This window comes from Salinicola corii (assembly GCF_008298015.1).
GTDB lineage: Bacteria > Pseudomonadota > Gammaproteobacteria > Pseudomonadales > Halomonadaceae > Salinicola > Salinicola corii.
Window position 1 is genome coordinate 83,695 of record NZ_VTPX01000004.1, and the last position, 24,157, is coordinate 107,851.

Here is a 24,157-nt window from a genome sequence, read left to right on the forward strand (position 1 = left end):
AGGCGGGGCGGGGAGTCGACAGCGTACCGGGAGGAAGCAAGGCTATGAGAGACAGGCGGTGGCCACGTGGTGTGCGTCGGCTACTCGCCTCACTGAGTGGTCAGGGCAATGAATCGCCCCGCTCCTCAACCGCTGCAATCGAATGGGCTTCTCTGGCCTGACGGAAATCCTCCGCGTGCTCGAAGATCCAGAGCCACATGGGGATGATCTTCAACAGAAATTCCTCCCCCAACCGAGTCAGCTCGTAATCGACTCGTGGCGGAACTTCCTCGTAATCCTGGCGAAGAATCAGCCCATCGCGCTCGAGCTGCCGCAGCGTTCTCGTTAGCATCCGCTGAGTGACACCATCGAGCCGTCGGCGAAGCTCGGCGTGTCTCAACCGCCCTCCCTCCTTGAGCGCGTGGATCACCCCAAAAGCCCAGCGGTTGCCGGCGTGGGATAGCACCTCTCTCTTCAGCCAGTCGTCCTCGTTTTCCATCGCGTCACAGAGTGCCCGGGAGCGAGCGAGCAGGTCGTCTTCGTCTTTCGGTATCACTGATGTACCTACTTATGTGGGGAATCCTGACGTGCAAACATCCGCTACCTCGATCAAAGCCGTCAACGTTGGAGATAGCATGAATCGCACCGACAGGAAGGAATCGATATTGGTATTGGGCGCGGGAGAGCTGGGCTTCGAAGTACTGCGCCACCTGGCAAATCACGCCCGCAAGCATCAATCAGCGCGTATCTACGTCCGGTTGAGACAATCCACGATAGATACGACCGATCCGGTCAAGAAGCAGCAAATCGATCAGTTGCGGGCATTGGGCGTCGAGACGGTTCCTGGCGATGTCGCCGTAACCGGCACGGATGAGCTGGCCGCCCTTCTCGCCCCCTACGATACGGTCATTTCCTGCATCGGCTTTTCAGCCGGACGTGGCACGCAGACCAAGATTACCCAGGCAGTGCTCCAGGCCGGTGTGAAGCGCTATGTGCCGTGGCAGTTTGGCGTCGACTACGACACGATTGGCCGAGGTAGCGCCCAGGACGTATTCGACGAACAACTCGATGTGCGCGACCTGCTCCGGGCGCAGAACCGGACAGAGTGGCTCATTGTCGCCACGGGAATGTTCACCAGCTTTCTGTTCGAACCGGCTTTTGGCGTCGTGGACCTTGAGCAGAACGAAGTTCACGCCCTGGGTAGCTGGGATAACCAGGTTACCGTGACAACGCCGGAAGACATCGGACGCTTGACCACAGCGATACTGTTTCACGAGCCGCGGTTCCAGAACGAAACCGTGTTCGTCGCAGGAGACACCATCAGCTACGGGGAATTGGCGGACGAGCTGGAGCGGCAGCTCGACCGCCCTTTCAAGCGAGAAGCGTGGTCGGTTTCCTACCTTAGCGATGCGCTACGTGCCGATCCCGAAAACAACCTGTTCAAGTATCGCGCCGTGTTCGCGGCAGGCGTTGGCGTCGCATGGCCCAAGGAAACGACGTTCAATTATCGCGAGGGGCTCGAAACGGTCGATGTCCCAACCTGGATACACCGCCACCTGGTTGAGTGATGGCCGGCCCATTTATGGCTGAGAAGGACGGCCACCGGTTCTACCCACTTCTACCCACTCGCTCGCCAGGGGCGAATAATCGAGCGTCGGAGCCAATGCTGACGGGAACTAGTTGGACTGCGTGGGGCTTATCAGGATTGCCCTATCAAACCGCTGGCATAGGGGACTGCCGATGGAGGGAATTTCACCCGTTCCAGTTCCATTCACCATGAGCAAAACTGCATAAATCCACATAAATTTTCGGTGCTGTTCAGGGTTGCGCCGCGCCAGCAGTGGCGCGGCTCGAGGCCGTTTCTGCACCTGCGTAATTTTCGACCCATTTAGCGCGCGGGCGGGGCGGGGTGCTGATCGCGCGCCGAAGGGGAGCAACGATTGGATCGCCGGGCGGTGGCCACAGCGTGTAGATGCATCTTTCTCGTAGTCCGTTCCGCCCTCCGCTCTGCTAGTCAACAATTTGGCGCTGCACGGTCGCTACCCACAGCAATGGCTATAGAGCGGCGCGGTCGCTTCAATGGCGGGACTCTACCTCAAGCGCTGGGGTAAGCTCGAAACGCCCTCCGGGCTCGTACCGCGCTTCACACCTACAGAGATCAATAGGAATCACGCTTAATGGAATCGCAGAGCCTTCACCGCCCCATTGCCGTCTTCGATGCCGGCATCGGCAGTTACGCCATCGTGGCCGAGATACAGCGGCGGCTGCCCCGTCAGGACGTAATCTACTTCGCAGATCGCGCCAGTTTCCCCTACGGCAGCAAAGGGCCGGAGGAGCTAGCACAGGTCATGGGGCGGACATTGGGCTTTCTGGAAACATTCGAGCCTTCAGCTATTGTTGTGGCATCCAACGCCCCATCGATCACCGTGCTGGAAGATGTACGGCCAATGACTCGGGTTCCTGTCTTCGGCGTCTTCCCCCCGCTGACAGAAGCGCTGGCAGCCTCGACCCACCACGCGGTAGGGATCATGGGTGTCCAGTCACTCGTAGAAAGCGAGATGCTGCGAGAGTTCGTGGGGGGGCACGATCTCGATGGGGCCAGTGTCGAGCTGATCAATGCTTCAAGCATGGTCGAATTGGTCGAGAGCGGCGCGTTTCTGTTCGATCCGCCGGGAACGCAGGAGAAGATCAACGACTTTATGACCTCCCTCTTTGAACGAAAGCCCGACATCGATGCACTGACGCTCTCGAGCACTCACCTACCCTGGCTCAACCCGTTTTTTGAATGCGCACGCCCTCAGTGCCTCTTTCTGGACCCAGCCGAAAGCGTTGTCGCAAGCCTAGGTGGCGGGACAGAGGGCAGCGGCAAGATTCGAACGATAGTGACGGAAGACGAGCGTTATTCGGTTAGCGATTTTCGTCGCATGTTGGATCGCCTTGGCGTGGAACTGGCGCTCGAGGTCGTTGAAGCGCCGTAGCGATCTCATGCCACATCGTTGTATTCATACTTACCCCATCCGCTCGCCAGGGGGTGAATGATCGACCGCACGATTGTGCAATCCGGCGCCTTCTCACGGTCGATAACGGCTCTCATCTCCCCAATGCGTTATTGCACACGTGATTTTTGAGTGGGAACAAGGCTCAACCATGCGGGTTGTAGCGCGGCGCTCCCGGTGTTCCCACTATTTTTCAGGTTCCTGTGAGAATTGACTCAGATGTTCCTGATTTCCCCCTCGAACGTGTCGAATATCACCGATCATAGGATTGGGCAAAATCCCTCTCTCCTGGCGAGCGATAGGGTTGGGTGGGGTTACGGTCGAGGCTGGCCAGCGGTCGTTTCACTTTCCGGCCCGAGCCTTCGGCTGCACGGCTTTCATTGATGGCCAGCGATTGTAATGCTCTGATTTTCGTGAGTTTCAGAAAAATCTGTCACATGCAGGAGCCAAGCATGCTCAAAGGTCTAAACCACCTAACACTCGCCGTCTCTGAGTTGAGTAGAAGCACTGGATTTTACCGAGAGACGCTGGGGCTGATGCTGAATGCCCAGTGGGATACGGGAGCGTATCTATCGCTTGAGGGTTTATGGCTTTGTCTCACCCTGGACGAGCACCGCGGCACCGAACCACATCCCGAATACACACACTACGCCTTCACGGTTACGGCCGATGAATTCACGCCCACCGTCGAACACCTGAAAGCCAAGGGCGTGAAAGAGTGGCGGCAAAATCGAAGCGAGGGAGATTCGTTCTACTTTCTCGACCCTGATGGCCATAAGCTCGAGATCCACGTGGGTGATCTGAGGAGCAGGCTGGAAGCCTGTAGGCAAAAGCCCTACTCCGGCATGGAGATTCTGACCTAGCCAGATGACGATAGTTGATTCGATTGTCTGATAGTTAGCGGCATTGGGGTATAGCTAGGTTTTCCGAACACGGGTATATACCCTGATCTATACCATATTGCGGCTGGATTCGGTAGGAACGCTTAGGAAGAGGCGGGAACAAAATCTACTGATTTTTAAGCGTTTTTCTTACGATTTCGGACTTTCTCGGAACGTTCAGGAAGTCCAGATGGCGCGCCCAGCAGGATTCGAACCTGCGACCCCTGCCTTCGGAGGGCAGTACTCTATCCAGCTGAGCTATGGGCGCGCGATGACGTGACGTCGTGCTGAATGGCGTGGATAGCCGAGTGGCCCGCCAACAGCGCGGCCATCCTACCCGCTCGGCCATGGGCTGTCCAGACATGGCTTCACCCGCCGCCACGCCAGCTTTCGCAACATCGGGGGATGATTATACTGGAGACGCGACAATACGATAAATGGACGTCACGACCGACGACGATGAGGCCACATGAACGTGAAACTCCCCCTGGCGTTAACGGCTGCCCTGCTGATCTCGGTGCTGGCAACTCAGGCTCAGGCCACCGACGGCGAAGCGATCTTCGAAAACAACTGCGCCAGTTGCCACGATGGCGGCAGCGCACCGCAGATCGGAAACAAGGATGCCTGGCAGCCGCGTATCGATAAAGGCATGGATACGCTCTATACCAACGCGATCGACGGTGTCGGCGGGATGCCGGCCAAGGGCGGCAACGCGGATCTCACCGATGACGAGGTCAAGGCCGCCGTCGACTACATCGCCAATGAAAGCGGTTGACGGCATGACCGAGGCACAACTCCAGACGCACGAGTGGCGGCAACGCCTGCTGGCGACACACGGCCGCCTGCGCCAGCGTGCGCCACTGGTGCACTGCTTGACCAATCAGGTCACCGTCAACTTCGTCGCCAATGTGCTGCTGGCCGCCGGGGCGTCTCCGGCGATGACCGATCATCCCGATGAAGTCGAAGGCCTGGCAGCGACCGCGGATGCCTTGTTGATCAATCTGGGTACCCCCAGTGCCGATAGCGTGGCCGCGATGCAACGGGCCAGCCAAGCCGCCAACCGGTCGGGGACGCCCTGGGTGCTCGACCCCGTCGGCGCGGCTGCGCTGCCGTTGCGGCGAGACGTGAGCCTCGAGTTGATGACCAGTCGCCCGGCGGTGATCCGCGGCAATGCCTCGGAGATCATGTCGCTGACAGAGGCCGGCGCTCATGGGCGTGGGGTCGATACTCAGCACGAATCGCAGGATGCGCTTACCGCTGCCGCTGATTTGCTGGCTCAGGCAGAAGGCATTGCGATTTCCGGGCGGGTCGACCGCCTGCTGGGCCGTTCGACCACCGATACCGGCCCCCTGACGATCAGTCTTGCCGGCGGAAGCGCGTGGCAGCCTCGCGCGACGGGAACCGGCTGCGCGCTGGGTGCGTTGATCGCCGCCTATCTGGCGGTCGCCGACACCCCACTGGACGCGATGATCTGTGCCCATGCACACGCCGCCGCCGCGGCCGAACGGGCCGAACTGACGGCACATGGCCCCGGCAGTTTCGCGGTAATCTGGCTGGATGCGCTGGATAGCGTCGACCTGACCGATTTTCTCTCGGATCGCCTGGCGCTGGATTGACAACGTCGGGCTAGCGCCCGCAACAGAGCTTGCCGCTGGCAGGCGTGGGCCGTGCCGGGGTTTCCGGCTCAAGTGGCTTGTCGAGACAATGCTGCATTTCCCGTGAGGGTGCCGCGCAACCGGCATCGCCGACGATACGTGCCGGGACACCTACCGCCGTGGTACGCGCGGGAACCGCCTTGAGTACCACCGAGCCGGCGCCGATGCGTGCCCCTTCACCGATCTCGATATTACCGAGCACCTTGGCTCCGGCGCCGATCAACACGCCTCGTCGAATCTTGGGATGGCGATCCCCCGCGGCTTTCCCCGTTCCGCCGAGCGTGACGCCTTGCAGCAGCGAAACCTCGTCTTCGATCACTGTGGTTTCACCGATGACGACCCCGGTAGCGTGATCGATGAAGACGCCATTGCCGATCCGCGCGGCAGGATGAATATCGGTCTGGAACACTTCGGAGCTGCGGCTCTGCAGGTAACGCGCCATCTGCCGGCGACCGGTCTGCCACAGCACATGGGCGAACCGATGCACCGTCAGGGCATGAAAGCCCTTGAGGTAGAGCAGCACTTCGGTGACCTGGCGAATCGCCGGATCGCGTTCGATCACTGCGGTCAGATCCTGGCCGATGCCTTCGCCGACCGAGGGATCGCCGGCGAGCAGCTCATCGAACAGCTTGATTAACTGGTTGGCCGCCAGATCGGGGTGCGCCAGGCGTTGGCCCAGGCGATAGGCCAACCCCGCGCCCAGTGTCGAGCGATTGAGCACCGCGCCCAGCATCAAGGGGGTCAACAGCGGCTCCTGCCGCGAGATCGTCATCGCCTCGTCGCGGGCCTGTTGCCATAGCTCGGTGGTGTTCATCGGCATCTCTCGTCGGCGTGGATAGGCATCGAATGACTTCTAGCCTAGCAGCGATCGCAGGCCCGCGATCGCACTCTGGCCCCGCTCCTGCTTTTTCTCCGGATTTTCCTTATCGGCACGACCTTCCCACTCCAGATCGTCCGCCGGCAGTTCGTCGAGGAAGCGGCTCGGCGTACAGTCGAGCAGTTCGCCATAGGCCTTGCGCTGACGGGCGAGCGTTAACGTCAGCGTTCGCCGGGCGCGGGTGATGCCGACGTAGGCGAGTCGTCGCTCCTCCTCCACGGTGCCGGATTCGATGGAATTGCGATGCGGCAGCAGCTCTTCCTCGAGCCCCATGAGATAGACGTGGGGAAACTCCAGGCCCTTGGAAGCGTGCATGGTGAGCAATTGGACGCGGTCGGAGTCGTCCTCTTCAGCCTGCTGCTCGAGAATGTCGCGCAGCACCAGCCGCGAGATCGCCGACTGCACGTCGTCGGTCTCTTCAGACGCCTCGCCCTCCTCATCGTCGCGGTGCATCGACTTCTCGAGCTGGTCGATCAGCGTCCAGACGTTGGCCATGCGGCGCTCGGCGATGGTCGGCGCGCTGGCGTTCTGATAAAGCCAGGCTTCATAGTCCATGTCGCGGATCATCTCGCGAATGGCGGCGATAGCATCGCCCTGGTCCATGCGCTTGCGCACGCCATCGATGAAGTGGGCGAATCGCCCGAGACGCTCCACGGCGCGAGTGGGTAGCACTTGTTCCAGCCCCATCTCATGGCAGGCGGAGAACATCGAGCCGCCGCGTTCGGAGGCATAATTGGCGAGCTTTTCCAGCGTGCCGGGGCCGATCTCGCGGCGCGGCACGTTGACGATGCGCAGGAAGGCATTGTCATCGTCCGGGTTGATCAACAGCCGTAGATAGGCCATCGAATCCTTGATCTCGTTGCGCGAGAAGAACGAGGTGCCACCGGAAAGCTTGTAGGGAATCTGGTGGTGCTGCAGCTTGAGCTCGAGCAGCCGGGCCTGGAAGTTGCCACGATAGAGCACGGCGAAGTCACGCCATTCGGCGCGCTCCTTGATGCGGCGCGTCAGAATCTCGCCGGCCACGCGCTCGGCCTCCGCCTCTTCATGGCGATTGACGATCACTCGGATCGCGTCGCCCTGGCCCATGTCCGACCACAGGGTCTTCTCATAGACGTGGGGGTTGTTGGCAATCAGGGTGTTGGCGGCGCGCAGGATGGTGGCGGTGGAGCGGTAGTTCTGCTCCAGCTTGATCACGTTGAGCCGCGGGAAATCCTCGCCCAGCGTCACCAGGTTCTCCGGCCGCGCGCCACGCCAGGCGTAGATCGACTGGTCGTCGTCCCCCACCACGGTAAAGGTGGCGCGCTCGTCCATCAGCATCTTCACCAGTTGGTACTGGCTGACGTTGGTGTCCTGGTATTCGTCCACCAGCATGTAGTGGATACGCTTGCGCCAGCGCGCCAGCGCCTCGGGATCGGTCTTCAGCAACACCACCGGCAGCATGATCAGGTCGTCGAAGTCGACCGCGTTGTAGGCCTTGAGATGCCGGTTGTAGGCTTCGTAGATCCGCGCGGCGTACTGCTGGTCTTCGTCTTCCGCGTGGGAAATCGCCGGCCCGGGCAGCACCAGGTCGTTCTTCCACTGGGATATCTGATTCTGCACGGCGTTGATCTGTTCGGCGTCAGTATCGGCTTCCTTCTGCATCAGGTCCCGCAGCAGCGCCTTGGCGTCCTCCGGGTCGAACAACGAAAAGCCCGGGCGAAAGCCGAGAGCCTTGAGTTCGCGACGGATGATGTTGAGACCCAGGTTGTGGAAGGTCGATACGGTCAGGCCGTGCCCTTCACGCCCCTTGAGTATCTGCCCGACGCGCTCCTTCATCTCGCGCGCGGCCTTGTTGGTGAAAGTGACCGCGGCGATCTTGCGCGCGCTCATGCCGCACTCCTGGACCAGATAGGCGATCTTGGTGGTGATCACGCTGGTCTTGCCGGAACCGGCGCCCGCCAGCACCAGACACGGACCGTCGATGAAGCACACCGCCTCTTGCTGACGCGGATTGAGCTTGGCGAGACGTTGGCGAATATCGGACATGAGGGCAGAATCGCAGAGGTGAAGAAAGCGTCGAGAAAGAGAGCGACGGAATCAAAACGATAGAGTCAAAACAACAACGCGGGAATGATACACCTCATGCAGATCAAAAGAGACGATCTACGCGGCCCCGAAATTGCCGCCATGCTGGAAGCCCATCTCAAGGACTTCGAGCCCCACTCACCGCCGGAGAGCCGCCACGCGCTGGATCTCGACGGGCTGCGACGCCCGGAGGTTCACTTCTATACCGCCTGGGAGGATGGCCAACTGCTCGGCTGCGGCGCGTTCAAGCGCCTCGATGACGAACACGCCGAGATCAAGTCGATGCGCACCGATCCGAACCATCTACGTAAAGGCGTGGCGCGGGCGATCCTGGCGCACCTGATCGAGGAGGCGCGGGGACTCGGCATTCGCCGGTTGAGCCTGGAAACCGGTTCAGTGGCGCATTTCGCTCCGGCGCGCCAATTCTACGAAGCGCTCGGATTCCAATGCTGCGGCCCGTTCGCGAACTACGTCGAAGACACTTTCAGCGTGTTCATGACTCGCACGCTCTAAGCTTTGTACGAAAACCGCCTGTGCTCGCTAACCTACGCACCACCGCTCGAACGAACGCCGCCCATCGGGGCGATCGACGGCGTTAGACATTGGGCTCGAGACACAAGCCAGGTCCGTCGCGTTCAGACGACTCGGGATGGTCAGTAGTCCTTGGCGTAGCGCAGCGCCTGCTCCACCCCGCGAAGCTCCGCCAACCCCTTGAACCGGCCGATCGCGGGGTAGCCCGGCGTCGACGCCTTGTGGTTGTCGTCGAGCACCTTCTGGCCGTGATCGGGCCGCATGGGCAACGCGCGGTGATCGCCCGCTTCGCGCCGGCGGCTCTCGATGGTGAGCAATTGATCGACGATGCCGACCATGTCGATGTTGCCGGCGAGATGGTCGTCCTCGAAGAAGCTGATGCCGTCTTCCAGGGTCTTGGTCGCGCGCAGGTGGGTGAAGTAGATCCGGTCGGCGAAGCGTTCTATCATTTGTGGCAGATCGTTGTCGAGCCGCGAGCCGTAGCTGCCGGTGCAGAAGGTGAGCCCATTGGCCGGGCTATCCACCGCGGCGAGTATCCACGCCGCATCCTCCTCGGTGGAGACGATGCGCGGCAAACCGCAGAGCGAAAATGGCGGATCGTCGGGATGGATCGCCAGGCGCACGCCGCACTCCTCGGCGACGGGCACGATCCGCTCCAGCAGGTGCAAGAAGTGCTGCCGGAAGGTTTCACGGCTCATTCCGGCGTAACGCTGGATATGGCGCTTGAACTCGTCGAGCGAGTAGCTGCCTTCGTTGGCGGGCATGCCGGCGACCAGGTTGTGGACCAGATGCGCGACCTGCGCGTCGCTCATCCTCCGGTAGCGCTGCTCCGCTCGTTCGCACTGCTCGTCGGTGTAGTCGGCCGCGGCATCGGGGCGCTCGACGATGAACAGGTCGAAGGCGCAGTAGTCGACGAAGTCGAACAGCAACGCCTTGCTGCCGCTGGGACGCTCGTATTCGAGCTCTGTTCGCGTCCAATTGAGCACCGGCATGAAGTTGTAGCAGACGGTATCGATACCGCAGGCGGCGAGGTTGCGAATCGTCTGGGCGAAGTTGTCGATGTACTTGTCCACCTCGCCCTCGTTGAGTTTGATGTCCTCGTGCACCGAGATGCTCTCCACCACCGACCAGGTAAGGCCGTGGGATTCGATCAGCGCCTTGCGCTCCTCGATCGCCGCTATCGGCCATACCTCGCCGATGGGCATCTCGTGCAGCGCGCTCACGATCCCCGTGGCCCCCGTCTGCCGCACGTCGTCGAGAGAGATCGGGTCATTCGGGCCGAACCAGCGCCAGGTATGTTCCATCGAGTACTCCATGTGATTGTCGGTGATGGTCTTCAGAACGATTGTTGTCGTGACGATTGCTCTCCGGACCCGCGTCTTCGCTCGCTCATTCGCCCATGATCAGGTTGGGCAGCCAGAGCGACAGGAACGGCAGGTAGGTCACCAGCAGCAGGACGCAGAGATTGCAGATGAGGAACGGGATGATCGCCCGCACCACCTCCATGACCGGCACCTTGCTGATGCTGGAGGCGACGAACAGGCAGATTCCCATCGGCGGCGTGGTTAGCCCGATCATCAGGTTGAGCACGGCGATGATGCCGAAGTGCACCGGATCGACGTCGACCCCCACGGCAATGGCGAGCAGCGTGGGAAAGAGGATCACCAGCGCAGCGATGGTCTCCATGAACGTGCCCACGATCAACAGCAGCAGGTTCAGGATCAGCAGAATCAGGAACTTGTTCTCGGTGATCGACAGGATGTAGCTCGCGATCGCTTGCGGAATTCGCTCACTGGTCAGCACCCAGCCGAACAGGTTGGAGACCCCGATCAGCAGCATCAGCGACGCCGAGAGCTTGGCCGCATCGAAGATGAGTTCGACGATGCTTCGAGGCGTGAGCCCCTTGTAGACGAAAAGCCCCACTACCAGCGCATAGAGCACAGCCACCATCGACGCCTCAGTCGGTGTGAAGACCCCGCCGGTGATCCCGAAGAGAATGATGAAGGTCAGCAGAATCGCCCAGAGCGCGCTCTTGAAGTCGTGAAACAGCTTGGGAAAGCCGACCCAGCCGTGGCGCGGATACCCCTTCTTGAGCGCGATCAGGTAGCAGGTGAGCATCATGCCGGCGGCCAGCAGCAGCCCGGGAATGGCACCGGCCAGGAACATCCGGCCGATGGAGATCCCCGTCAGCGAGCCGGCGATAATCATCGGCAGGCTGGGCGGAATGATCGGCCCGATGGTGGAGGAGGCAGCCGTGACCGCGGCGGCGAACGGCTTGTCGTAGCCGTTGCGCGCCATGCCGGGAATCATCACCGAGCCGATGCTGGCCGTGTCGGCGACGGCCGTGCCCGAAATGCCCCCGAAGATGAGCGAGCCGCCCACGTTGGCAAACCCCAGTCCGCCACGGATGTTGCCGAACAGGGAGTTACTGAAGTCGATGATACGCCGGGTGATGTCGCCACCGTTCATCAGCCCGCCGGCGAGAATGAACCCCGGTAGCGTCAGCAGCACGAACGAATCCATTCCGGAAAACACCTTCTGGGGCACGACGGCCATCGGCACGCCCGCCATGAAGATATAGAAGGCCGACGAGAGGCCAAGGCAGACGATGATGGGGGCGCCAAGTACCAGAAGCCCGAAGAAGATCGCGAACAGGCCGAGCGTTTCCATCAGCGGTTCTCCGAGTCGAGCAGCAGCCATCCCTCACGAACCGCTTGCCGAAGCGCGTGAAAGGCGAGACTGCCGAGCAGTACGAATAGGGCGAAGTAGACGTATTTCATCGGCATGCCCAGCGCAGCCGAGCGCTGGAAGCTGCCGATCTGCATCAGCGCCGGCACGGTCACCAGGGTGGCGAGCGACGCCACGCCCGTCAGCGCCGACATGATCAAGCGATGGATCGCCTGCCCCCGCGGCCCCAGCCGGTGCTGGTAGAGATCCAGCGAGATGATGTCGCCGTCTCGCCAGGCGAGCCCGATGGCGGAGGCGACCAGATAGATGAAGCAGTACCGGGAGACCTCTTCCGTCCAGGAAGGGGTCGTCGGCAGCAGGAAACGGGAGAAGACCTGCAGAAAGACGGCCGCCGCGATGGCGACGAAACAGGCGATGCTGACCACTTTCAACACGCCATCGATCAGTGACAGTACCCGCCGGGCAGCGTCCACCCAGCGGTTGTCGTCCGAAATCCTCATGGCTTGACCCATCCTCATCCGCGTACGGACTCAGCGATTCACTCGAGCTCGAGCATCTTGTGGTAGAGCGCCAGCGTGTCGCCGCTCAGGTTCGCCTCGACCGCCTCACGGGCACGCTCGCTGAATGCCTTCTGGTCCACCTCGACGAACTCCATGCCACGCTCCTGCAGGCTCTCCCGTAACCGTTTCTGGTCTTCCACGAAGAGTTCCTGATAGGTTTCGTGCATATTGTCGGCGGCCTCTCGCACCACTGTCTGGAGGTCGTCGGGCATGCTCTCGAGCTTGCGCTTGCCGATCACCACGTAGATCCAGCTGCGGACGTGGTCGGTTACGTTGACGTAGTCCTGCACCTCATAGAGGCTGGCGCTCTCGATCAGGCTCAGCGGGTTTTCCTGCCCTTCGATCGTGCCCTGCTGCAGCGCGGAGAACATCTCGCCAAAGGCCATCGGGGTCGGCTTGGCCCCCAGCGCCTGCCACACTTTGATGTGGAGCGGCACGTCCGGAAGCCGCAGGATGATGCCGTCGAGATCGTCGGGCGTCTTGATCGGCCGGTTGGAGGTGAGCTCCCGCGGGCCGCGTTCGAACCAGGTCAGCGGCACGAGCCCCACCTGGTTCTCGATCTGCGACTCGATCTCCTGGCCGATCTCGCCGCCGGCGACGCGCTTCAGCATCTCCGAACTGTCGATGGCGTAGGGCACGCCGAGCAGCGCCGCCTTGGGGGCTCCCCAGTTCTGGAGCGGCTCGCCGGTGATCGTCATGTCCGCCGTACCCAACTGGATACTGCTGACCATCTCGCTCTCGCTGCCCAACTGTTCGTTGGGGAAGATCTGCACGTCGATCCGCCCAGCGGAACGCGACTCCACCTCTTCTTCGAAAGCGAGCGCCGCCTGGTTGTAGATGTGATTCTCGTTGGCGAGATGCCCGAACTTCAGCGTGTAGTCCGCGGCGTTCGCCGACATCGGCAGGGCGGCGAACGACGCCGCGGCAATCCATCCGGCAAAAACGGTCTTCATGGAACCCCCTTCGACCCGTGTCATCAAACTCTCAACGGCTTTCGTTTGTTAATGACAAACTATATTCTTTAATGGCAAACATAGTTTTGAGCCTGGGCAATTTTCGATCAATGCGCCGTTAGGCAAATAGACGAAGGGCTAAGTCGGGCGGGAAGATGAGAAGTGAGATGTTGACGGGGCATACCGAAAGCACGTCACGTCGCGGTCGACATGGCCCCTCAATCGATGAAACGGAACGGAAAGGGAGAATGACGTGAAGGCACCCAAGGAACCGGCCGGGCCGACACAGGGCTCGGCCATGCCCAGCGTCGACAAGGCGCTCAGGGCCCTGCTGACCCTGGCGGACGCGGGACCGGCTGGACTCTCCCTGAACGAGCTGTCGAGCGCGCTCAATCTCAACAAGAGCAGCCTGCACGTCACGCTTTCAGCCCTGAAGTTCCGGGGGTTCATCACCCAGCGAAGCGATACAGGATTCTATGGGCTGGGCAGCTCGATCCATACGCTATATCAGAGCTATATCAACAATTTGGACATCATCGGGATATTGAGACCGGCCGTACGTCAGCTCTCGGTGGCATTGAACGAGGTCTGTCACATCTCGATTCTGGACGATAAGGAGATCCTCTATCTGGAGCGGATCGAATCCCGCAAGCCGATTCAGGCCGGCACCAGCGTGGGGATGCGAATACCGGCCACCAATACCGCCATGGGGCGGATCATGCTGGCGCATCGGTACCGGGCGTTCTCGGAGTTAGAGGCGAAGTTCGGGGAGGGTTACCGTCAGCCCTGCGCGAACGCGCCGGCGTCCATCGAGGGGGTCTGGGAGCGGGTGCGCGAGGCCAGGCAAGCGGGCTACGGGCTGGACATGGAAGAGAACGTGCCCGGCGTGGTTGCCATCAGCATCGCCGTACTGGATCACTCGGGGCCGGTGGCGGCGGTCAGCGTTGCCACCCTCGCCAACGAGATCACGCGCGAGGCGCTACTCGCCTACGAACCCTCGCTCAGAAGCGCGCTCGCCGATGTCGTACCGTCGCCCTACTGGCTCTCCCGGCCCGAAGATACGCCAAGGGGGCCCTGATCAGACATCCACCGCGCCGACGAAATCCATCTGCCGCCACGCCTCAAAGACGATGATGGCGCAAGCGTTGGAGAGGTTGAGGCTGCGGCTGTCCGCCAGCATCGGGATGCGCAATCGCTGCGCGGGAGGCAGCGCTTCGAGCATCGATTGGGGCAGGCCACGGGTTTCCGGACCGAAGACCAGGGCGTCGCCTTCACGGAAGTGGATGTGATGATAACCGTGGCGGCCCCGGGTCGAGACACCGAATACGCGTTCCGGCCCGACGGTTTCGAGAAAGGCGGGCCAGTTGGCATGGACCTGGACGCGGGCCCACTCGTGATAGTCGAGCCCGGCGCGGCGCAAGCGCTTGTCGTCGAGTTCGAAGGCCATCGGTTCGATGATATGCAGACGAAATCCGGTATTGGCGCACAACCGGATGATATTGCCGGTATTGGGTGGGATTTCGGGCTCAAACAGCACGATATCAAGCATGGCGGCCGGCTCGGAGGCGGGTGATTCTTGCATCATACCCAATAAGGACCGGATTCGCCGCCGCTTGAAAACTTTTCGAGCGACGATCAGGCGAGGCAAAAATCAGCGAAAGCGCGGAGTTTACTGTTGTAAATGAGCAGCTTGAGCTGATTTTTAACACTGCCTGATCGAGCGCAGATAGTTTTCGCGGATTAGAAGCCGACGCTGACGCCGAGCACCGGACCGCTGTCCAGCGTGCGGCCGTTGTCATTGTCGAAGTCGGTACGCATATAGCGATAGCCGCCGTAGACGTAGGTCTGCGAGATGATGTTGACCCGCGCCTGGGCACCATACTCATAGCTCTTGTCGATGTCGCCGTGGGCTAGTCCTTCCGGCGTGTAGAAACCGTAGGCACCAATCGAGGTCAATGGAATGGGCGTGTCGACGAACGCGGAACCGCCGAGCCCCAGACCGCCGCCATTGCCGTAGTAGGTGTCCTGATACTGGTAACGCCCGCCAACGGAAAGATCGATGCCCGGCAGCCATGGCGTGAACATCAGCGAACCCGAGTAGGCCTTGGCGTTGTGGCCACTGTCGTCGGTGTTCAGGTAACCGATGCCGGCTCGCAGGGTGGGCAAGATGGTCTGGCTGGCCTCGACACCGAAGGATTCGTCACCACCGTTGGCGGATACGCTCAGCGCCATCGCCTGTTGACTGGCGAAAACAAAGGTCGCTGTGGCAAGGGCAAAGCCCCAATGTTTCATCCTGTTGCGCTTGATCATGATACGTCTCCCGAGATTCGCGTCGAAACGCGTTGGACCACTCGCTTAAGCGTGACATAATTCGAGAAATTATCAAACGGTGTTTTTAAACCTTTTGTAACGCCTGCCGCGAAATGGCTGCGGCAAATCGTAGCAGGCAGGAACGCTGCTGTTTGCCCGGGGTCTCGGGTCAGTGGGCGTTAGTGACACCGTAGCGATCGCGGTAGGCGCGGATGGCTTCGGCATGCTGGGCGATGGAAGCGCCATTTTCGCCGCGGCCTGGCCGGGTTTCCAGATACGCAAGAAGCTGATCGAGGTTGACGATGCTGACAACCGGCATATGATACGTCGCCTCGACTTCCTGGATGGCGCTGTGCGGTTTCAAGCCCTCGCCATCCTGGCCACGCTCCTGACGGTCGAGAGCGATCACGACGCCAGCGGCCTGGGCACCGGCACCTTGGATGATATGCATGACCTCGCGGATTGCCGTTCCGGCCGTGATGACATCGTCGATGATCAGGACGTTGCCGCGCAGTTCGGCGCCGACGATATTGCCGCCCTCACCGTGGGTCTTGGCTTCCTTGCGGTTGAAGGCAAAGGGCAGGTCGCGCTGATGATGATCGGCCATCGCAACGGCTGTACTCGCCGCCAGCGGTATACCCTTGTAAGCTGGACCAAATAGTACATCGGCCTCGATGCCGCTGTTGGCGATGGCGCTGGCATAGAAACGCCCCAGGCGAGCCAGGGCACGACCGGAGCGGAACAAGCCGGCATTGAAGAAATAGGGACTGACACGACCGGACTTGAGCGTGAATTCACCGAAGCGCAACACCCCTTCGGCGATCGCAAACTCGATGAACTCCTGCTGATACGGCTGAATCTCGACGCTCACCCCGGGTCTCCCTATGTCCTTATGTATGGCCTCATGATTCTTGACGGGCCGCTGCCGTTTTGGCCAAACGCAGCAGTCATTTACCTAAACCTTTCAAGCTCGGGTATCATACACGCGCGACAAAGAAGGAACACTGTATGAAAATCGCCAGCATCAATGTGAACGGGATCCGAGAGGCCGTCGAGCGGGGCTTCCTCGACTGGCTGGCCGAACAGGATGCTGACGTCGTCTGCGTGCAGAACCTGAAGGCCAAAAGCTTCGAGCTCGATGACAGCGTCCTCTATCCGGAAGGTTACGAAGGTTATTTCCTGGATGCCGAACAGGATGGCTTCTCCGGGGTCGGGCTCTACTGCCGCAAGATTCCCAAGGCCATCATGTACGGACTGGGCTTCGAGCAGTGCGACAACGAAGGGCGTTTCCTGCAGGCGGACTACGACCGCTTCAGCATCGCGACCTTCCTGATGCCCAGCGGCGATGACGACCCGGCCGCCAAGCAGACGTTCATGACCCAGTATCTGGAGTACTTGAACAAGATGGCTCGCAAGCGTCGCGAGTACATCATCTGCGGGACGTGGCACATCGCGCACAAGACGCTCGATCTTGCTAACTGGACCGACAACCAGACGACCCCCGGCTTCAAGCCCGAGGAGCGCGCCTGGATGGATCAGGTGTTCGGCCCGACCGGCTTCATCGATACCTTCCGCGAGGTCAACCGGGACGCCGACCAGTACACCTGGTGGCCCAAGCTCAACCAGGAAGTGTCGCGAACTCGTCAGGAAGGCTGGCGCCTCGACTACCAGATCGTCGGCCCTAACTTCCGGCGTAACGTGAAGGACGCCTGGATCGATACCGATGCGACCTTCAGCGAGTTCGCTCCGCTGATCGTCGAGTACGATCTCGAGCTGTAATCGCCCGGCACGACGCACGTCAGTAGCTGTCAGCGATTCAACAAAAACACCCCGCCAACCGAATCTTCGGCTGGCGGGGTGTTTTTGTTGGCTGGCATCCGGTGACAGACGCGCCAGGCCCTCTGCTAAAGATCCCCGAAGCGGTGCTGCAATAGCGTCAGCGCGACGACGGGCGCGGTCTCGGTACGCAGAATGCGCGGTCCGAGCGTAAGCGGTTGGAAGCCGGCGCGTCGGGCGCTGTCGACTTCAGTGGCGCTGAGCCCACCTTCGGGGCCGATCAGCAGCGCAGCGGAGTCGACCGAATCCGCTGGCCGCCAGCTATCGTCAGTGGCGGGATGCAACACCAGACGAAGCGTTTCGTCGCGCTCGCCGAGCCATTCCGCCAGTGTCCGTGGTGGATGAACCGGCGGTATTGTCGCCCGACCGCACTGCTCGCAGGCACTAACCGCCACGCCTTGCCAATGAACCAGCTTCTTGGCCTCGCGATCGCCCTTGAGACGTACATCGCCATGTTCGACGTAGAGCGGCGTGATGGCGGCCACGCCCAGTTCCACGGACTTCTGGATCGCGTAATCCATGCGATCCCCCTTGGAAATCGCCTGTCCCAGATGTACCGGCAGCGGCGATTCACCGCCGCCTTCGGCCAGCGTGTCGATCCGGGCAACGACCCGCTTGCGGCCCACCTCGACCAGCCGAGCCTGCGCCTCGCGACCCTCGCCGTCGAACAGGATCAACGGCGCATTCTGGCGAAGTCTCAATACCAGCGCGACGTGACGCGCCGGCCCCTCGGGCAGAACGACATCGCCGCCAGCGATCAGACTGGCGGCGACATGGATGCGTGGCTTGGCCATGGCTCGGGCTTACTGCGTGGTTTCGCTGGCCTGGGCGGTGCGCTGCTGCTTCTGCGCGTACATCGCCTCGAAGTTCACCGGCGCCAGCATCAGCGGAGGGAAACTGCCACGGCTGACCAGGCTGTCGATGCACTCCCGCGCGTAGGGGAACAGCACGTTGGGGCAGAAGGCGCCCAGCGTATGATCCAACTGGTCGCCGGCAAGGCCGGAAATGCGGAACAGACCTGCCTGCTCGACCTCGACCAGAAACGCCGTGGCGCCGTCTTCATTGTTCGAGACCTGGGCAGTCACCTTGACCACGACCTCGTAGAGATCCTCACCCACCGACTGGCTGGTGGTATCGAGATCCAGACCGACCTTGGGCTTGAACGGCTGCTGAAAGACGCTCGGCGCGTTGGGCGATTCGAACGAGATGTCCTTGACGTAAATGCGCTGCAGGGAGAATTGCAGCTGCGGCTTTTCCTGAGAACCTTGCTGATTGTTGTCTTCCGCCATGATGCGTTTCCTTTATGTTCCTGAATGACTGGCCACAATGATCGGCCGGAATGCCGGACAAAATGGCGATGGCGATTCACCGGTAACTTGCTCAGCGGCGCACGACCGGCAGGCTGTCCGCCTGCCACTGCGCCATGCCACCCTTGAGCTTGTAGACCCGGGTGAAGCCGGCCTGGCTGAGTTCAGTGACAGCGGCACCGGAGGACTGTCCCTGCTTGCAGACCACGATGACCGGCGTGTCCTTGTACTTCTCGATCTGCGGCAGTCGCTCCTTGAGCCGGGACTGAGGGATGTTCTTGGCACCGGCGATATGCCCGGCCTTGAACTCGCTGCTCTCGCGGATATCGATCACCACGCCGTCTTCGCGGTTGATCAGCGAGGTGGTCTCGGTGGTGGAAACACCGGAAGCGCCGCCACGCTTGGCCTCGAACGCCAACCACGCGAGCAGCACGACCAGGAAGGCGCTGACCAGCAGCGGATGGTTTTCGACGAATTCGAACAACTGATCGATCATGGGTCTGCCGACACTCTAAATCTGGGGCCAATGGGATCGCGGGACGCCTGCATGGCGTGCGACTCCGCCCTTGGCGCGTCTGCGTCAAACCGCGTCTTGCACGCCGGCATGAAAGCCTTCGTGGCTCGGGACGCGAACGGCTGAAAATCCTGGCCCGTTAGGAGCCTGTCGGACTTAGCACTGATCTGCTGCGAATTCCGGGCTTTTGGCCAATTTCATTCGATCGGATGCGTTAAATAGCGGGCTATTCGCCTTATCCGATCGATGAACTTGACTCAAAATCCGTTTTTCTCGCGACGATCGGCCAAGCCCGGCAGACTCCTGGCGAGCGCCGGCCATTATACACGAGGGCGTCGGTGAAACGAGGCAAGCGCGAGACTGACGGCTGACCCGACTCGCCCGGTGCGCTATCCTTTGAGGCCTTCGTTTCAAAACGACGAATTCCACAACGGCAGGTTCCAGCATCTCCGGTGCCGAACGCTAGGTTTCGACACGACTCACGCCGCCCATCCGATTTTTCGAGGCTTGTCATGGCAGATACTTCCAGCACTCCGCGTCCCGTCGCACTGTTGATTCTCGATGGCTACGGCCAGAACAATGACAGCGCCAACAACGCCGTTGCCGCCGCCGATACCCCGGTGATGGATCGCCTCAAGCGCGATTACCCCAACACCTTGATTCATACCGATGGCAATTACGTGGGCCTGCCCGAAGGCCAGATGGGTAATTCCGAAGTCGGCCACATGAACATCGGCGCCGGCAGGATCGTCTACCAGGATTTCACCCGCATCACCAAGGCGATCGCGGACGACGAACTGAAAACCATCGAATCGCTCACCGCACCGATCGACGACGCAGTCGCCAACGGCAAGGCCGTCCACCTGATGGGCCTGCTCTCCCCCGGTGGCGTCCACAGCCACGAAGATCACCTGCTGGCAGTCGCCGAGCTTGCCGCCGCACGCGGCGCCAAGCAAATCTATCTCCACGCGTTTACCGACGGTCGCGATACTGCGCCGAAAAGCGCCGGCGCCTCGATCGAGCGCACCAACGCCAGGCTGGCCGAACTGGTCGGTGCCGATAACGGCTTCGTGGCGTCGATCGTCGGCCGCTACTTCGCCATGGATCGCGACAATCGCTGGGACCGTGTCGAGAAAGCCTACCGGGTGGTGCGTTTCGGCGAGGGCGAGCACGTCGCAGACAGTGCCGAAGCTGGCCTGGCGGCGGCCTACGAACGCGGCGAGACCGACGAATTCGTCGCTGCCACTGCCGTGCGGCCGACCGGCGACAAGATCGTCATGGCCGATGGCGACGCGGCGCTGTTCCTCAACTTCCGCGCCGATCGCGCCCGCGAGCTGACCCGCGCGTTCGTCAATCCGGACTTCGACGGCTTCGACCGGGGTGAGAGGGTCAAGCTGGCCGGCGAGGGACTGGTGATGCTGACCCAGTATGCCGACGACATCAACGCGCCGGTCGCCTTCCCGCCGCGAGACCTGGTCAATACCCTGGGCGAGGTGGCGGAGAGTCACGGTCTTACTCAGTTGCGCATCGCCGAGACGGAAAAGTACGCCCACGTCACCTTCTTCTTCTCCGGCGGTCGCGAGGCGAAGTTCGACGGCGAGGATCGTGCTCTGATCCAGTCGCCCAAGGACGTCAAGACCTACGACGAGAAGCCGGAGATGAGCGCCTTCGAGCTCACCGATACGCTGGTCGAGGCGATCGAGGATGGCAAGTACGACCTGATCATCTGCAACTACGCCAACGGTGACATGGTGGGTCATACTGGCGACCTGGGCGCGGCCACCAAGGCGATCGAGGCCGTCGACGTCTGCCTCGGTCGCGTGATCGAGGCGATCGAGAAAGCCGGCGGCGAATGCCTGGTCACCGCCGATCACGGCAACGCCGAAATGATGGTCGATCCCGAGACCGGCAACCCCCACACCTCTCACACCACCTTCATGGTGCCGCTGGTCTACGTTTGTCGCGACAAGGCGGCCCGGCTCAAGTCGGATGGGCGGCTGTGCGACCTGGCACCGACGCTGCTGCACATGCTGCGACAGCCAGCCCCCGAGGAGATGACGGGTAACGTGCTGATCGATGATGCGTAACGCAGGCTCGTCCCAGGCCATTCCCCACGACAGGATCCGCCCGACGTGACACCCAGCAAAGACAGCCTCTCATGTCGGCGCGGGCAACGCAGAAACGGGCTCTCTCTCCTGCTGGCCGGCAGCTTGCTGCTGGCCGGCCCTGTCTTTGGCCAGGCCAACCCGCAGGAGGCCCGCGCGCGGCTGGACAGCCTGGCCACCGACATCCAGGCGCTGCAGGACAAGTTGGAAAATACCCAGGCCGCTCGCGGCAACGCCCAGGATGACCTGGAACAGGTGGAGACGGCGATCGGCCAGACCCACAAACGTCTGGACTCGCTGCAGGCGGAGCGCCGGCAGTTGGATGATGAAGTCGCCGACCTCCAACAGCGACGCCAGAGCCTCACAGCCGATCTCCAGCAGCAGCGCGAGGCGCTGGCGCGGCAGTTCGATGCACTCTATCGCCTCGGTACCACGCCGCAACTCAAACTGCTGCTCAATCAGGATGATCCCGCCGAGGTCGATCGGCTCCAGCACTATCTCAACGCGCTATCGTCGGCACGCCGGGACCGACTCGATCAGCTCCGGGAGACTAACCGCCAACTCGAAGGCAATCTGGCCGCGATCGACCAGCGTCGCTCGCGCCTGGATGACGTCCAGGCCGACCTCGAGCAGCAGCAGCAGCGCTTGGCATCAAGTCTGAAGGAGCGCCAGGCCCTGGTGGCGGAGCTGAACGGCCGCTACGACAGCGAGCAGTCCCGTCTCGAGGATCTCAATCAGGACCGCGCCCACGTCGAACGCCTGCTGGACCGCATGCAGAAAGAGCTCGCCAACCTGAAGAAACCGCCCCCCTCGACCGACATTCGTCAGACCAGAGGCGGCCTGCCGTGGCCCGTGCAGGGGACGATGCTGTCGAGTTACGGCAGCGGCGAGGGCATCAATCGCAACGGTATCCTAATCGGGGCGCCGGCGGGGACGGCGATCAAGGCCGTACATGCCGGCCGGGTGGTCTTCGCCAACTGGATGCGCGGTTTCGGCAACCTGCTGATCCTCGATCACGGCGACGGCATTCTCACGCTCTATGCTCATCTCCAGCAGATCGACGTCGATCCCGGGCAGCAGGTTTCCAACGGGCAGACGGTCGGGGCCGTCGGCAATACCGGCGGTCAGTCACGTTCGGCACTCTATTTCGAGGTGCGTCAGAACGGGAATCCGATCAATCCCGGCAACTGGATTGCCAAACGCTGATCGATACGCCGGGGTCTGTGCCGTTTCATGCACGGTCATTCGGGTTGCGCGGCAAATGGCAACAGACCCTGGATCATCGACCCAGCGAAACGCTATGCTGGGTTATCAAACGCCGTTCCTTCACGGATATCAGTATCGCCAGACGCCTCGGGTATCGGCATGAGCCAGACTGCCGAGGTCACCGGCGCTGGCGAGTCCATCCAGCTCGAGTCGCGGAGACCGCATGAATTCAAGCCGCCTGAAGCAAGGGCCTGCCCGCGCGGATCTTCTCGCCCGGCGAGCCGACTTCGTCCACACGCTGGGCGCTGCGCTGCTATCTGCACTGGTACTGATCGTGGGCCTGGTCCCGGTCGCCCAGGCCCAGGACGACAGTGCCGCCGCTGCGCCCACTCAAGCCGAGCAGGATGCCGCCAACGGCCTGCCGGTGGAGGATGTCCAGACCTTCGCCGAGGTCTTCGAGCGGATCAAGCGTACCTATGTGGAGCAGGTCGACGACAAGACCCTGCTGCGCAACGCCATGCGCGGCATGCTCAGCCAGCTCGACCCCCACTCCGAATACCTCGACGCCGATGCCTTCCAGAACCTGCGAGAGAGCACCGAGGGCGAGTTCAGCGGCGTCGGCATCGAGGTCGGCCTGCGTGACGATCAGCTCACCGTCATCGCACCCATCGACGACACACCGGCCGCCCGTGCCGGCGTTCAGCCAGGCGACCGCATCATGGCCATCGACGGCACGCCGACCAACAATCTGAGCCTGCAGGAAGCCGTGGACCTGATGCGCGGCGAGGCCGGTACCGATATCGAGCTGTTGTTACTGCGAGACGGCGAGCAGGAGCCCCGCGACCTGACGCTGACCCGCGAATCGATCCAGTCCGAGAGCGTTTCCAGCCGTCTGCTGGAACCCGGATACGGCTATCTGCGGATCAGCCAGTTCCAGAGCCGGACCGGCCAGCAGACGCGTGACGCGCTGGATTCGTTGATGAAGCCGGGGCAGTTGCAGGGGCTGGTGCTCGACCTGCGCAACAACCCCGGCGGCGTGCTCTCCAGTGCCGTCGATGTGGCCGATCAGTTCCTCTCCAGCGGCCTGGTGGTCTACACCAAGGGCCGGCTGACCGATGACGACATGCGCTTCACCGCCCACGCCGACACGACGGCTCCCGACGTGCCACTGGTGGTGCTGATCAACGGTGGCAGCGCCTCCGCCGCCGAGATCGTCGCCGGCGCGCTGCAGGATCAGGGTCGTGGCGTGCTGATGGGCACGCGCAGCTTCGGCAAGGGTTCGGTGCAGCAGGTGATGCCGCTGGGCAACGGGGATGGGCTCAAGCTCACCACTGCGCGCTACTACACCCCCAGCGGGCGTTCGATTCAGGCCGAAGGCATCGCACCCGACGTTCGCGTGGTCAGCGGCCGCCTGGAGGTCGAGGAGAACAGCAGCTTCCAGCTTCGCGAGTCCAACCTGCGCGGACACCTGCTGAACGGCAATCCCGACCAGGCGTCGGACAATCCCGACACCCCGGTCGCGGCCAACGACTACCAGTTGGGAGAGGCGCTGAACCTGCTCAAGGCGCTCAACGTGGTACAGCGACCCCGGGCAGCGTCAGCCCCCACCACCCAAGAGAGCGCCGAGCCCGCTCCCTGACGAGCCGCGAGCCAGCATAGATCGGAAGAGAACGATGAAACGGCTGCCCAAAAGTC

General features: G+C 61.8%; 24 protein-coding genes and 1 tRNA gene. 11 read left to right on the forward strand and 14 right to left on the reverse strand.

The features are described 5' to 3' along the window. Positions 1–100 precede the first annotated feature (100 nt). Complete coding sequence (locus F0A16_RS08830) at positions 101–535, reverse strand: winged helix-turn-helix transcriptional regulator (protein ID WP_223119748.1); 435 nt, start codon at positions 533–535, stop codon at positions 101–103. Positions 536–614: 79 nt separating this feature from the next. On the opposite strand from F0A16_RS08830, the gene F0A16_RS08835 reads away from it, so the two are divergent. The 3 genes from F0A16_RS08835 to fos all read left to right on the forward strand — a co-directional run bounded on the left by F0A16_RS08835 (position 615) and on the right by fos (position 3,838). Next, positions 615–1,547: an aromatic alcohol reductase gene (locus tag F0A16_RS08835; RefSeq protein ID WP_149435032.1), complete on the forward strand. Its 933-nt coding sequence runs from the start codon at positions 615–617 to the stop codon at positions 1,545–1,547. A gap of 609 nt (positions 1,548–2,156) precedes the next feature. Next, positions 2,157–2,957 carry a glutamate racemase gene (locus tag F0A16_RS08840; RefSeq protein ID WP_149435033.1) on the forward strand — a complete coding sequence of 267 codons (801 nt, stop codon included), beginning with the start codon at positions 2,157–2,159 and terminating at the stop codon, positions 2,955–2,957. Between the two features lie 470 nt (positions 2,958–3,427). Then, complete coding sequence (fos, locus tag F0A16_RS08845; RefSeq protein ID WP_149435034.1) at positions 3,428–3,838, forward strand: fosfomycin resistance glutathione transferase; 411 nt, start codon at positions 3,428–3,430, stop codon at positions 3,836–3,838. Between the two features lie 209 nt (positions 3,839–4,047). On the opposite strand, the gene F0A16_RS08850 is transcribed toward fos, so the two are convergent. Beyond that, positions 4,048–4,124 (reverse strand) — tRNA-Arg (locus F0A16_RS08850). A gap of 201 nt (positions 4,125–4,325) precedes the next feature. On the opposite strand from F0A16_RS08850, the gene F0A16_RS08855 reads away from it, so the two are divergent. Both F0A16_RS08855 and thiM read left to right on the forward strand, forming a co-directional pair. Continuing rightward, complete coding sequence (locus F0A16_RS08855) at positions 4,326–4,631, forward strand: c-type cytochrome (protein ID WP_149435035.1); 306 nt, start codon at positions 4,326–4,328, stop codon at positions 4,629–4,631. Beyond that, a complete protein-coding gene (thiM, locus tag F0A16_RS08860; protein ID WP_239023769.1) occupies positions 4,618–5,472 on the forward strand; it encodes a hydroxyethylthiazole kinase in 855 nt (284 codons plus the stop codon). The genes F0A16_RS08855 and thiM overlap by 14 nt, the downstream gene beginning before the upstream one ends. Positions 5,473–5,482: 10 nt before the next feature. Here the strand turns inward: thiM and cysE are convergent, their stop codons facing one another. Both cysE and rep read right to left on the reverse strand, forming a co-directional pair. After that, the gene (cysE, locus tag F0A16_RS08865; protein WP_223119749.1) at positions 5,483–6,325 is read right to left on the reverse strand and encodes a serine O-acetyltransferase; all 843 of its coding nucleotides are present in this window, start codon (positions 6,323–6,325) and stop codon (positions 5,483–5,485) included. Between the two features lie 39 nt (positions 6,326–6,364). Beyond that, positions 6,365–8,413 carry a DNA helicase Rep gene (gene rep, locus F0A16_RS08870; protein WP_149435038.1) on the reverse strand — a complete coding sequence of 683 codons (2,049 nt, stop codon included), beginning with the start codon at positions 8,411–8,413 and terminating at the stop codon, positions 6,365–6,367. Positions 8,414–8,509: 96 nt separating this feature from the next. Between rep and F0A16_RS08875 the strand changes: the two genes are divergently transcribed. Then, positions 8,510–8,965 carry a GNAT family N-acetyltransferase gene (locus F0A16_RS08875; RefSeq protein WP_149435039.1) on the forward strand — a complete coding sequence of 152 codons (456 nt, stop codon included), beginning with the start codon at positions 8,510–8,512 and terminating at the stop codon, positions 8,963–8,965. Positions 8,966–9,105: 140 nt separating this feature from the next. On the opposite strand, the gene uxuA is transcribed toward F0A16_RS08875, so the two are convergent. From uxuA to F0A16_RS08895, 4 genes are all read right to left on the reverse strand, one after another. Further along, positions 9,106–10,287: a mannonate dehydratase gene (gene uxuA, locus F0A16_RS08880; protein ID WP_149435040.1), complete on the reverse strand. Its 1,182-nt coding sequence runs from the start codon at positions 10,285–10,287 to the stop codon at positions 9,106–9,108. A gap of 85 nt (positions 10,288–10,372) precedes the next feature. Next, positions 10,373–11,653 (reverse strand): TRAP transporter large permease, encoded by a 1,281-nt coding sequence (locus F0A16_RS08885; protein ID WP_149435041.1) that lies wholly within the window; start codon positions 11,651–11,653, stop codon positions 10,373–10,375. After that, positions 11,653–12,171: a TRAP transporter small permease gene (locus tag F0A16_RS08890; RefSeq protein WP_187775958.1), complete on the reverse strand. Its 519-nt coding sequence runs from the start codon at positions 12,169–12,171 to the stop codon at positions 11,653–11,655. Before F0A16_RS08890 ends, F0A16_RS08885 begins: the two co-directional genes overlap by 1 nt. A gap of 38 nt (positions 12,172–12,209) precedes the next feature. Next, a complete protein-coding gene (locus F0A16_RS08895; RefSeq protein ID WP_149435043.1) occupies positions 12,210–13,184 on the reverse strand; it encodes a TRAP transporter substrate-binding protein in 975 nt (324 codons plus the stop codon). A 253-nt stretch (positions 13,185–13,437) separates the two neighbouring features. Here F0A16_RS08895 and F0A16_RS08900 point away from each other — a divergent pair, with 253 nt between their 5' ends. Further along, the gene (locus F0A16_RS08900; protein WP_149435044.1) at positions 13,438–14,262 is read left to right on the forward strand and encodes an IclR family transcriptional regulator; all 825 of its coding nucleotides are present in this window, start codon (positions 13,438–13,440) and stop codon (positions 14,260–14,262) included. Here the strand turns inward: F0A16_RS08900 and trmL are convergent, their stop codons facing one another. The 3 genes from trmL to pyrE all read right to left on the reverse strand — a co-directional run bounded on the left by trmL (position 14,263) and on the right by pyrE (position 16,365). Next, complete coding sequence (trmL, locus tag F0A16_RS08905) at positions 14,263–14,733, reverse strand: tRNA (uridine(34)/cytosine(34)/5-carboxymethylaminomethyluridine(34)-2'-O)-methyltransferase TrmL (protein ID WP_149435045.1); 471 nt, start codon at positions 14,731–14,733, stop codon at positions 14,263–14,265. Positions 14,734–14,924: 191 nt separating this feature from the next. Continuing rightward, complete coding sequence (locus F0A16_RS08910) at positions 14,925–15,494, reverse strand: YfaZ family outer membrane protein (RefSeq protein WP_239023770.1); 570 nt, start codon at positions 15,492–15,494, stop codon at positions 14,925–14,927. Positions 15,495–15,663: 169 nt separating this feature from the next. Further along, positions 15,664–16,365 carry an orotate phosphoribosyltransferase gene (gene pyrE, locus F0A16_RS08915; RefSeq protein WP_149435046.1) on the reverse strand — a complete coding sequence of 234 codons (702 nt, stop codon included), beginning with the start codon at positions 16,363–16,365 and terminating at the stop codon, positions 15,664–15,666. Positions 16,366–16,502: 137 nt separating this feature from the next. Between pyrE and F0A16_RS08920 the strand changes: the two genes are divergently transcribed. Continuing rightward, on the forward strand, positions 16,503–17,273 hold the full coding sequence (locus tag F0A16_RS08920; protein WP_149435047.1) for an exodeoxyribonuclease III: 771 nt from the start codon (positions 16,503–16,505) through the stop codon (positions 17,271–17,273). 125 nt (positions 17,274–17,398) lie between these two features. Here F0A16_RS08920 and F0A16_RS08925 read toward each other — a convergent pair whose 3' ends face one another. From F0A16_RS08925 to F0A16_RS08935, 3 genes are all read right to left on the reverse strand, one after another. Continuing rightward, positions 17,399–18,124 carry a 16S rRNA (uracil(1498)-N(3))-methyltransferase gene (locus tag F0A16_RS08925; RefSeq protein WP_149435048.1) on the reverse strand — a complete coding sequence of 242 codons (726 nt, stop codon included), beginning with the start codon at positions 18,122–18,124 and terminating at the stop codon, positions 17,399–17,401. Positions 18,125–18,133: 9 nt separating this feature from the next. Further along, complete coding sequence (gene secB / locus F0A16_RS08930; RefSeq protein WP_149435049.1) at positions 18,134–18,619, reverse strand: protein-export chaperone SecB; 486 nt, start codon at positions 18,617–18,619, stop codon at positions 18,134–18,136. 91 nt (positions 18,620–18,710) lie between these two features. After that, the gene (locus F0A16_RS08935; RefSeq protein ID WP_149435050.1) at positions 18,711–19,133 is read right to left on the reverse strand and encodes a rhodanese-like domain-containing protein; all 423 of its coding nucleotides are present in this window, start codon (positions 19,131–19,133) and stop codon (positions 18,711–18,713) included. 530 nt (positions 19,134–19,663) lie between these two features. Between F0A16_RS08935 and gpmI the strand changes: the two genes are divergently transcribed. From gpmI to F0A16_RS08950, 3 genes are all read left to right on the forward strand, one after another. Beyond that, the gene (gpmI, locus tag F0A16_RS08940; RefSeq protein WP_149435051.1) at positions 19,664–21,238 is read left to right on the forward strand and encodes a 2,3-bisphosphoglycerate-independent phosphoglycerate mutase; all 1,575 of its coding nucleotides are present in this window, start codon (positions 19,664–19,666) and stop codon (positions 21,236–21,238) included. Positions 21,239–21,283: 45 nt separating this feature from the next. Continuing rightward, positions 21,284–22,462 (forward strand): murein hydrolase activator EnvC family protein, encoded by a 1,179-nt coding sequence (locus F0A16_RS08945; RefSeq protein WP_239023771.1) that lies wholly within the window; start codon positions 21,284–21,286, stop codon positions 22,460–22,462. Between the two features lie 223 nt (positions 22,463–22,685). Beyond that, positions 22,686–24,101 (forward strand): S41 family peptidase, encoded by a 1,416-nt coding sequence (locus F0A16_RS08950; protein ID WP_149435052.1) that lies wholly within the window; start codon positions 22,686–22,688, stop codon positions 24,099–24,101. Positions 24,102–24,157 lie beyond the last annotated feature (56 nt).

What these genes read in the sequence shown, in the direction of transcription:
- F0A16_RS08925 (WP_149435048.1), bottom strand. Translation starts at nt 18,124, where the DNA reads ATGGCCAAGCCACGCATCCATGTCGCCGCCAGTCTGATCGCTGGCGGC.
- rep (WP_149435038.1), bottom strand. Translation starts at nt 8,413, where the DNA reads ATGTCCGATATTCGCCAACGTCTCGCCAAGCTCAATCCGCGTCAGCAA.
- F0A16_RS08910 (WP_239023770.1), bottom strand. Translation starts at nt 15,494, where the DNA reads ATGATCAAGCGCAACAGGATGAAACATTGGGGCTTTGCCCTTGCCACA.
- F0A16_RS08950 (WP_149435052.1), top strand. Translation starts at nt 22,686, where the DNA reads ATGAATTCAAGCCGCCTGAAGCAAGGGCCTGCCCGCGCGGATCTTCTC.
- F0A16_RS08835 (WP_149435032.1), top strand. Translation starts at nt 615, where the DNA reads ATGAATCGCACCGACAGGAAGGAATCGATATTGGTATTGGGCGCGGGA.
- F0A16_RS08855 (WP_149435035.1), top strand. Translation starts at nt 4,326, where the DNA reads ATGAACGTGAAACTCCCCCTGGCGTTAACGGCTGCCCTGCTGATCTCG.
- fos (WP_149435034.1), top strand. Translation starts at nt 3,428, where the DNA reads ATGCTCAAAGGTCTAAACCACCTAACACTCGCCGTCTCTGAGTTGAGT.
- trmL (WP_149435045.1), bottom strand. Translation starts at nt 14,733, where the DNA reads ATGCTTGATATCGTGCTGTTTGAGCCCGAAATCCCACCCAATACCGGC.
- F0A16_RS08920 (WP_149435047.1), top strand. Translation starts at nt 16,503, where the DNA reads ATGAAAATCGCCAGCATCAATGTGAACGGGATCCGAGAGGCCGTCGAG.
- F0A16_RS08895 (WP_149435043.1), bottom strand. Translation starts at nt 13,184, where the DNA reads ATGAAGACCGTTTTTGCCGGATGGATTGCCGCGGCGTCGTTCGCCGCC.
- F0A16_RS08885 (WP_149435041.1), bottom strand. Translation starts at nt 11,653, where the DNA reads ATGGAAACGCTCGGCCTGTTCGCGATCTTCTTCGGGCTTCTGGTACTT.
- F0A16_RS08875 (WP_149435039.1), top strand. Translation starts at nt 8,510, where the DNA reads ATGCAGATCAAAAGAGACGATCTACGCGGCCCCGAAATTGCCGCCATG.
- F0A16_RS08840 (WP_149435033.1), top strand. Translation starts at nt 2,157, where the DNA reads ATGGAATCGCAGAGCCTTCACCGCCCCATTGCCGTCTTCGATGCCGGC.
- thiM (WP_239023769.1), top strand. Translation starts at nt 4,618, where the DNA reads ATGAAAGCGGTTGACGGCATGACCGAGGCACAACTCCAGACGCACGAG.
- F0A16_RS08935 (WP_149435050.1), bottom strand. Translation starts at nt 19,133, where the DNA reads ATGATCGATCAGTTGTTCGAATTCGTCGAAAACCATCCGCTGCTGGTC.
- secB (WP_149435049.1), bottom strand. Translation starts at nt 18,619, where the DNA reads ATGGCGGAAGACAACAATCAGCAAGGTTCTCAGGAAAAGCCGCAGCTG.
- uxuA (WP_149435040.1), bottom strand. Translation starts at nt 10,287, where the DNA reads ATGGAACATACCTGGCGCTGGTTCGGCCCGAATGACCCGATCTCTCTC.
- cysE (WP_223119749.1), bottom strand. Translation starts at nt 6,325, where the DNA reads ATGAACACCACCGAGCTATGGCAACAGGCCCGCGACGAGGCGATGACG.
- F0A16_RS08890 (WP_187775958.1), bottom strand. Translation starts at nt 12,171, where the DNA reads ATGAGGATTTCGGACGACAACCGCTGGGTGGACGCTGCCCGGCGGGTA.
- gpmI (WP_149435051.1), top strand. Translation starts at nt 19,664, where the DNA reads ATGGCAGATACTTCCAGCACTCCGCGTCCCGTCGCACTGTTGATTCTC.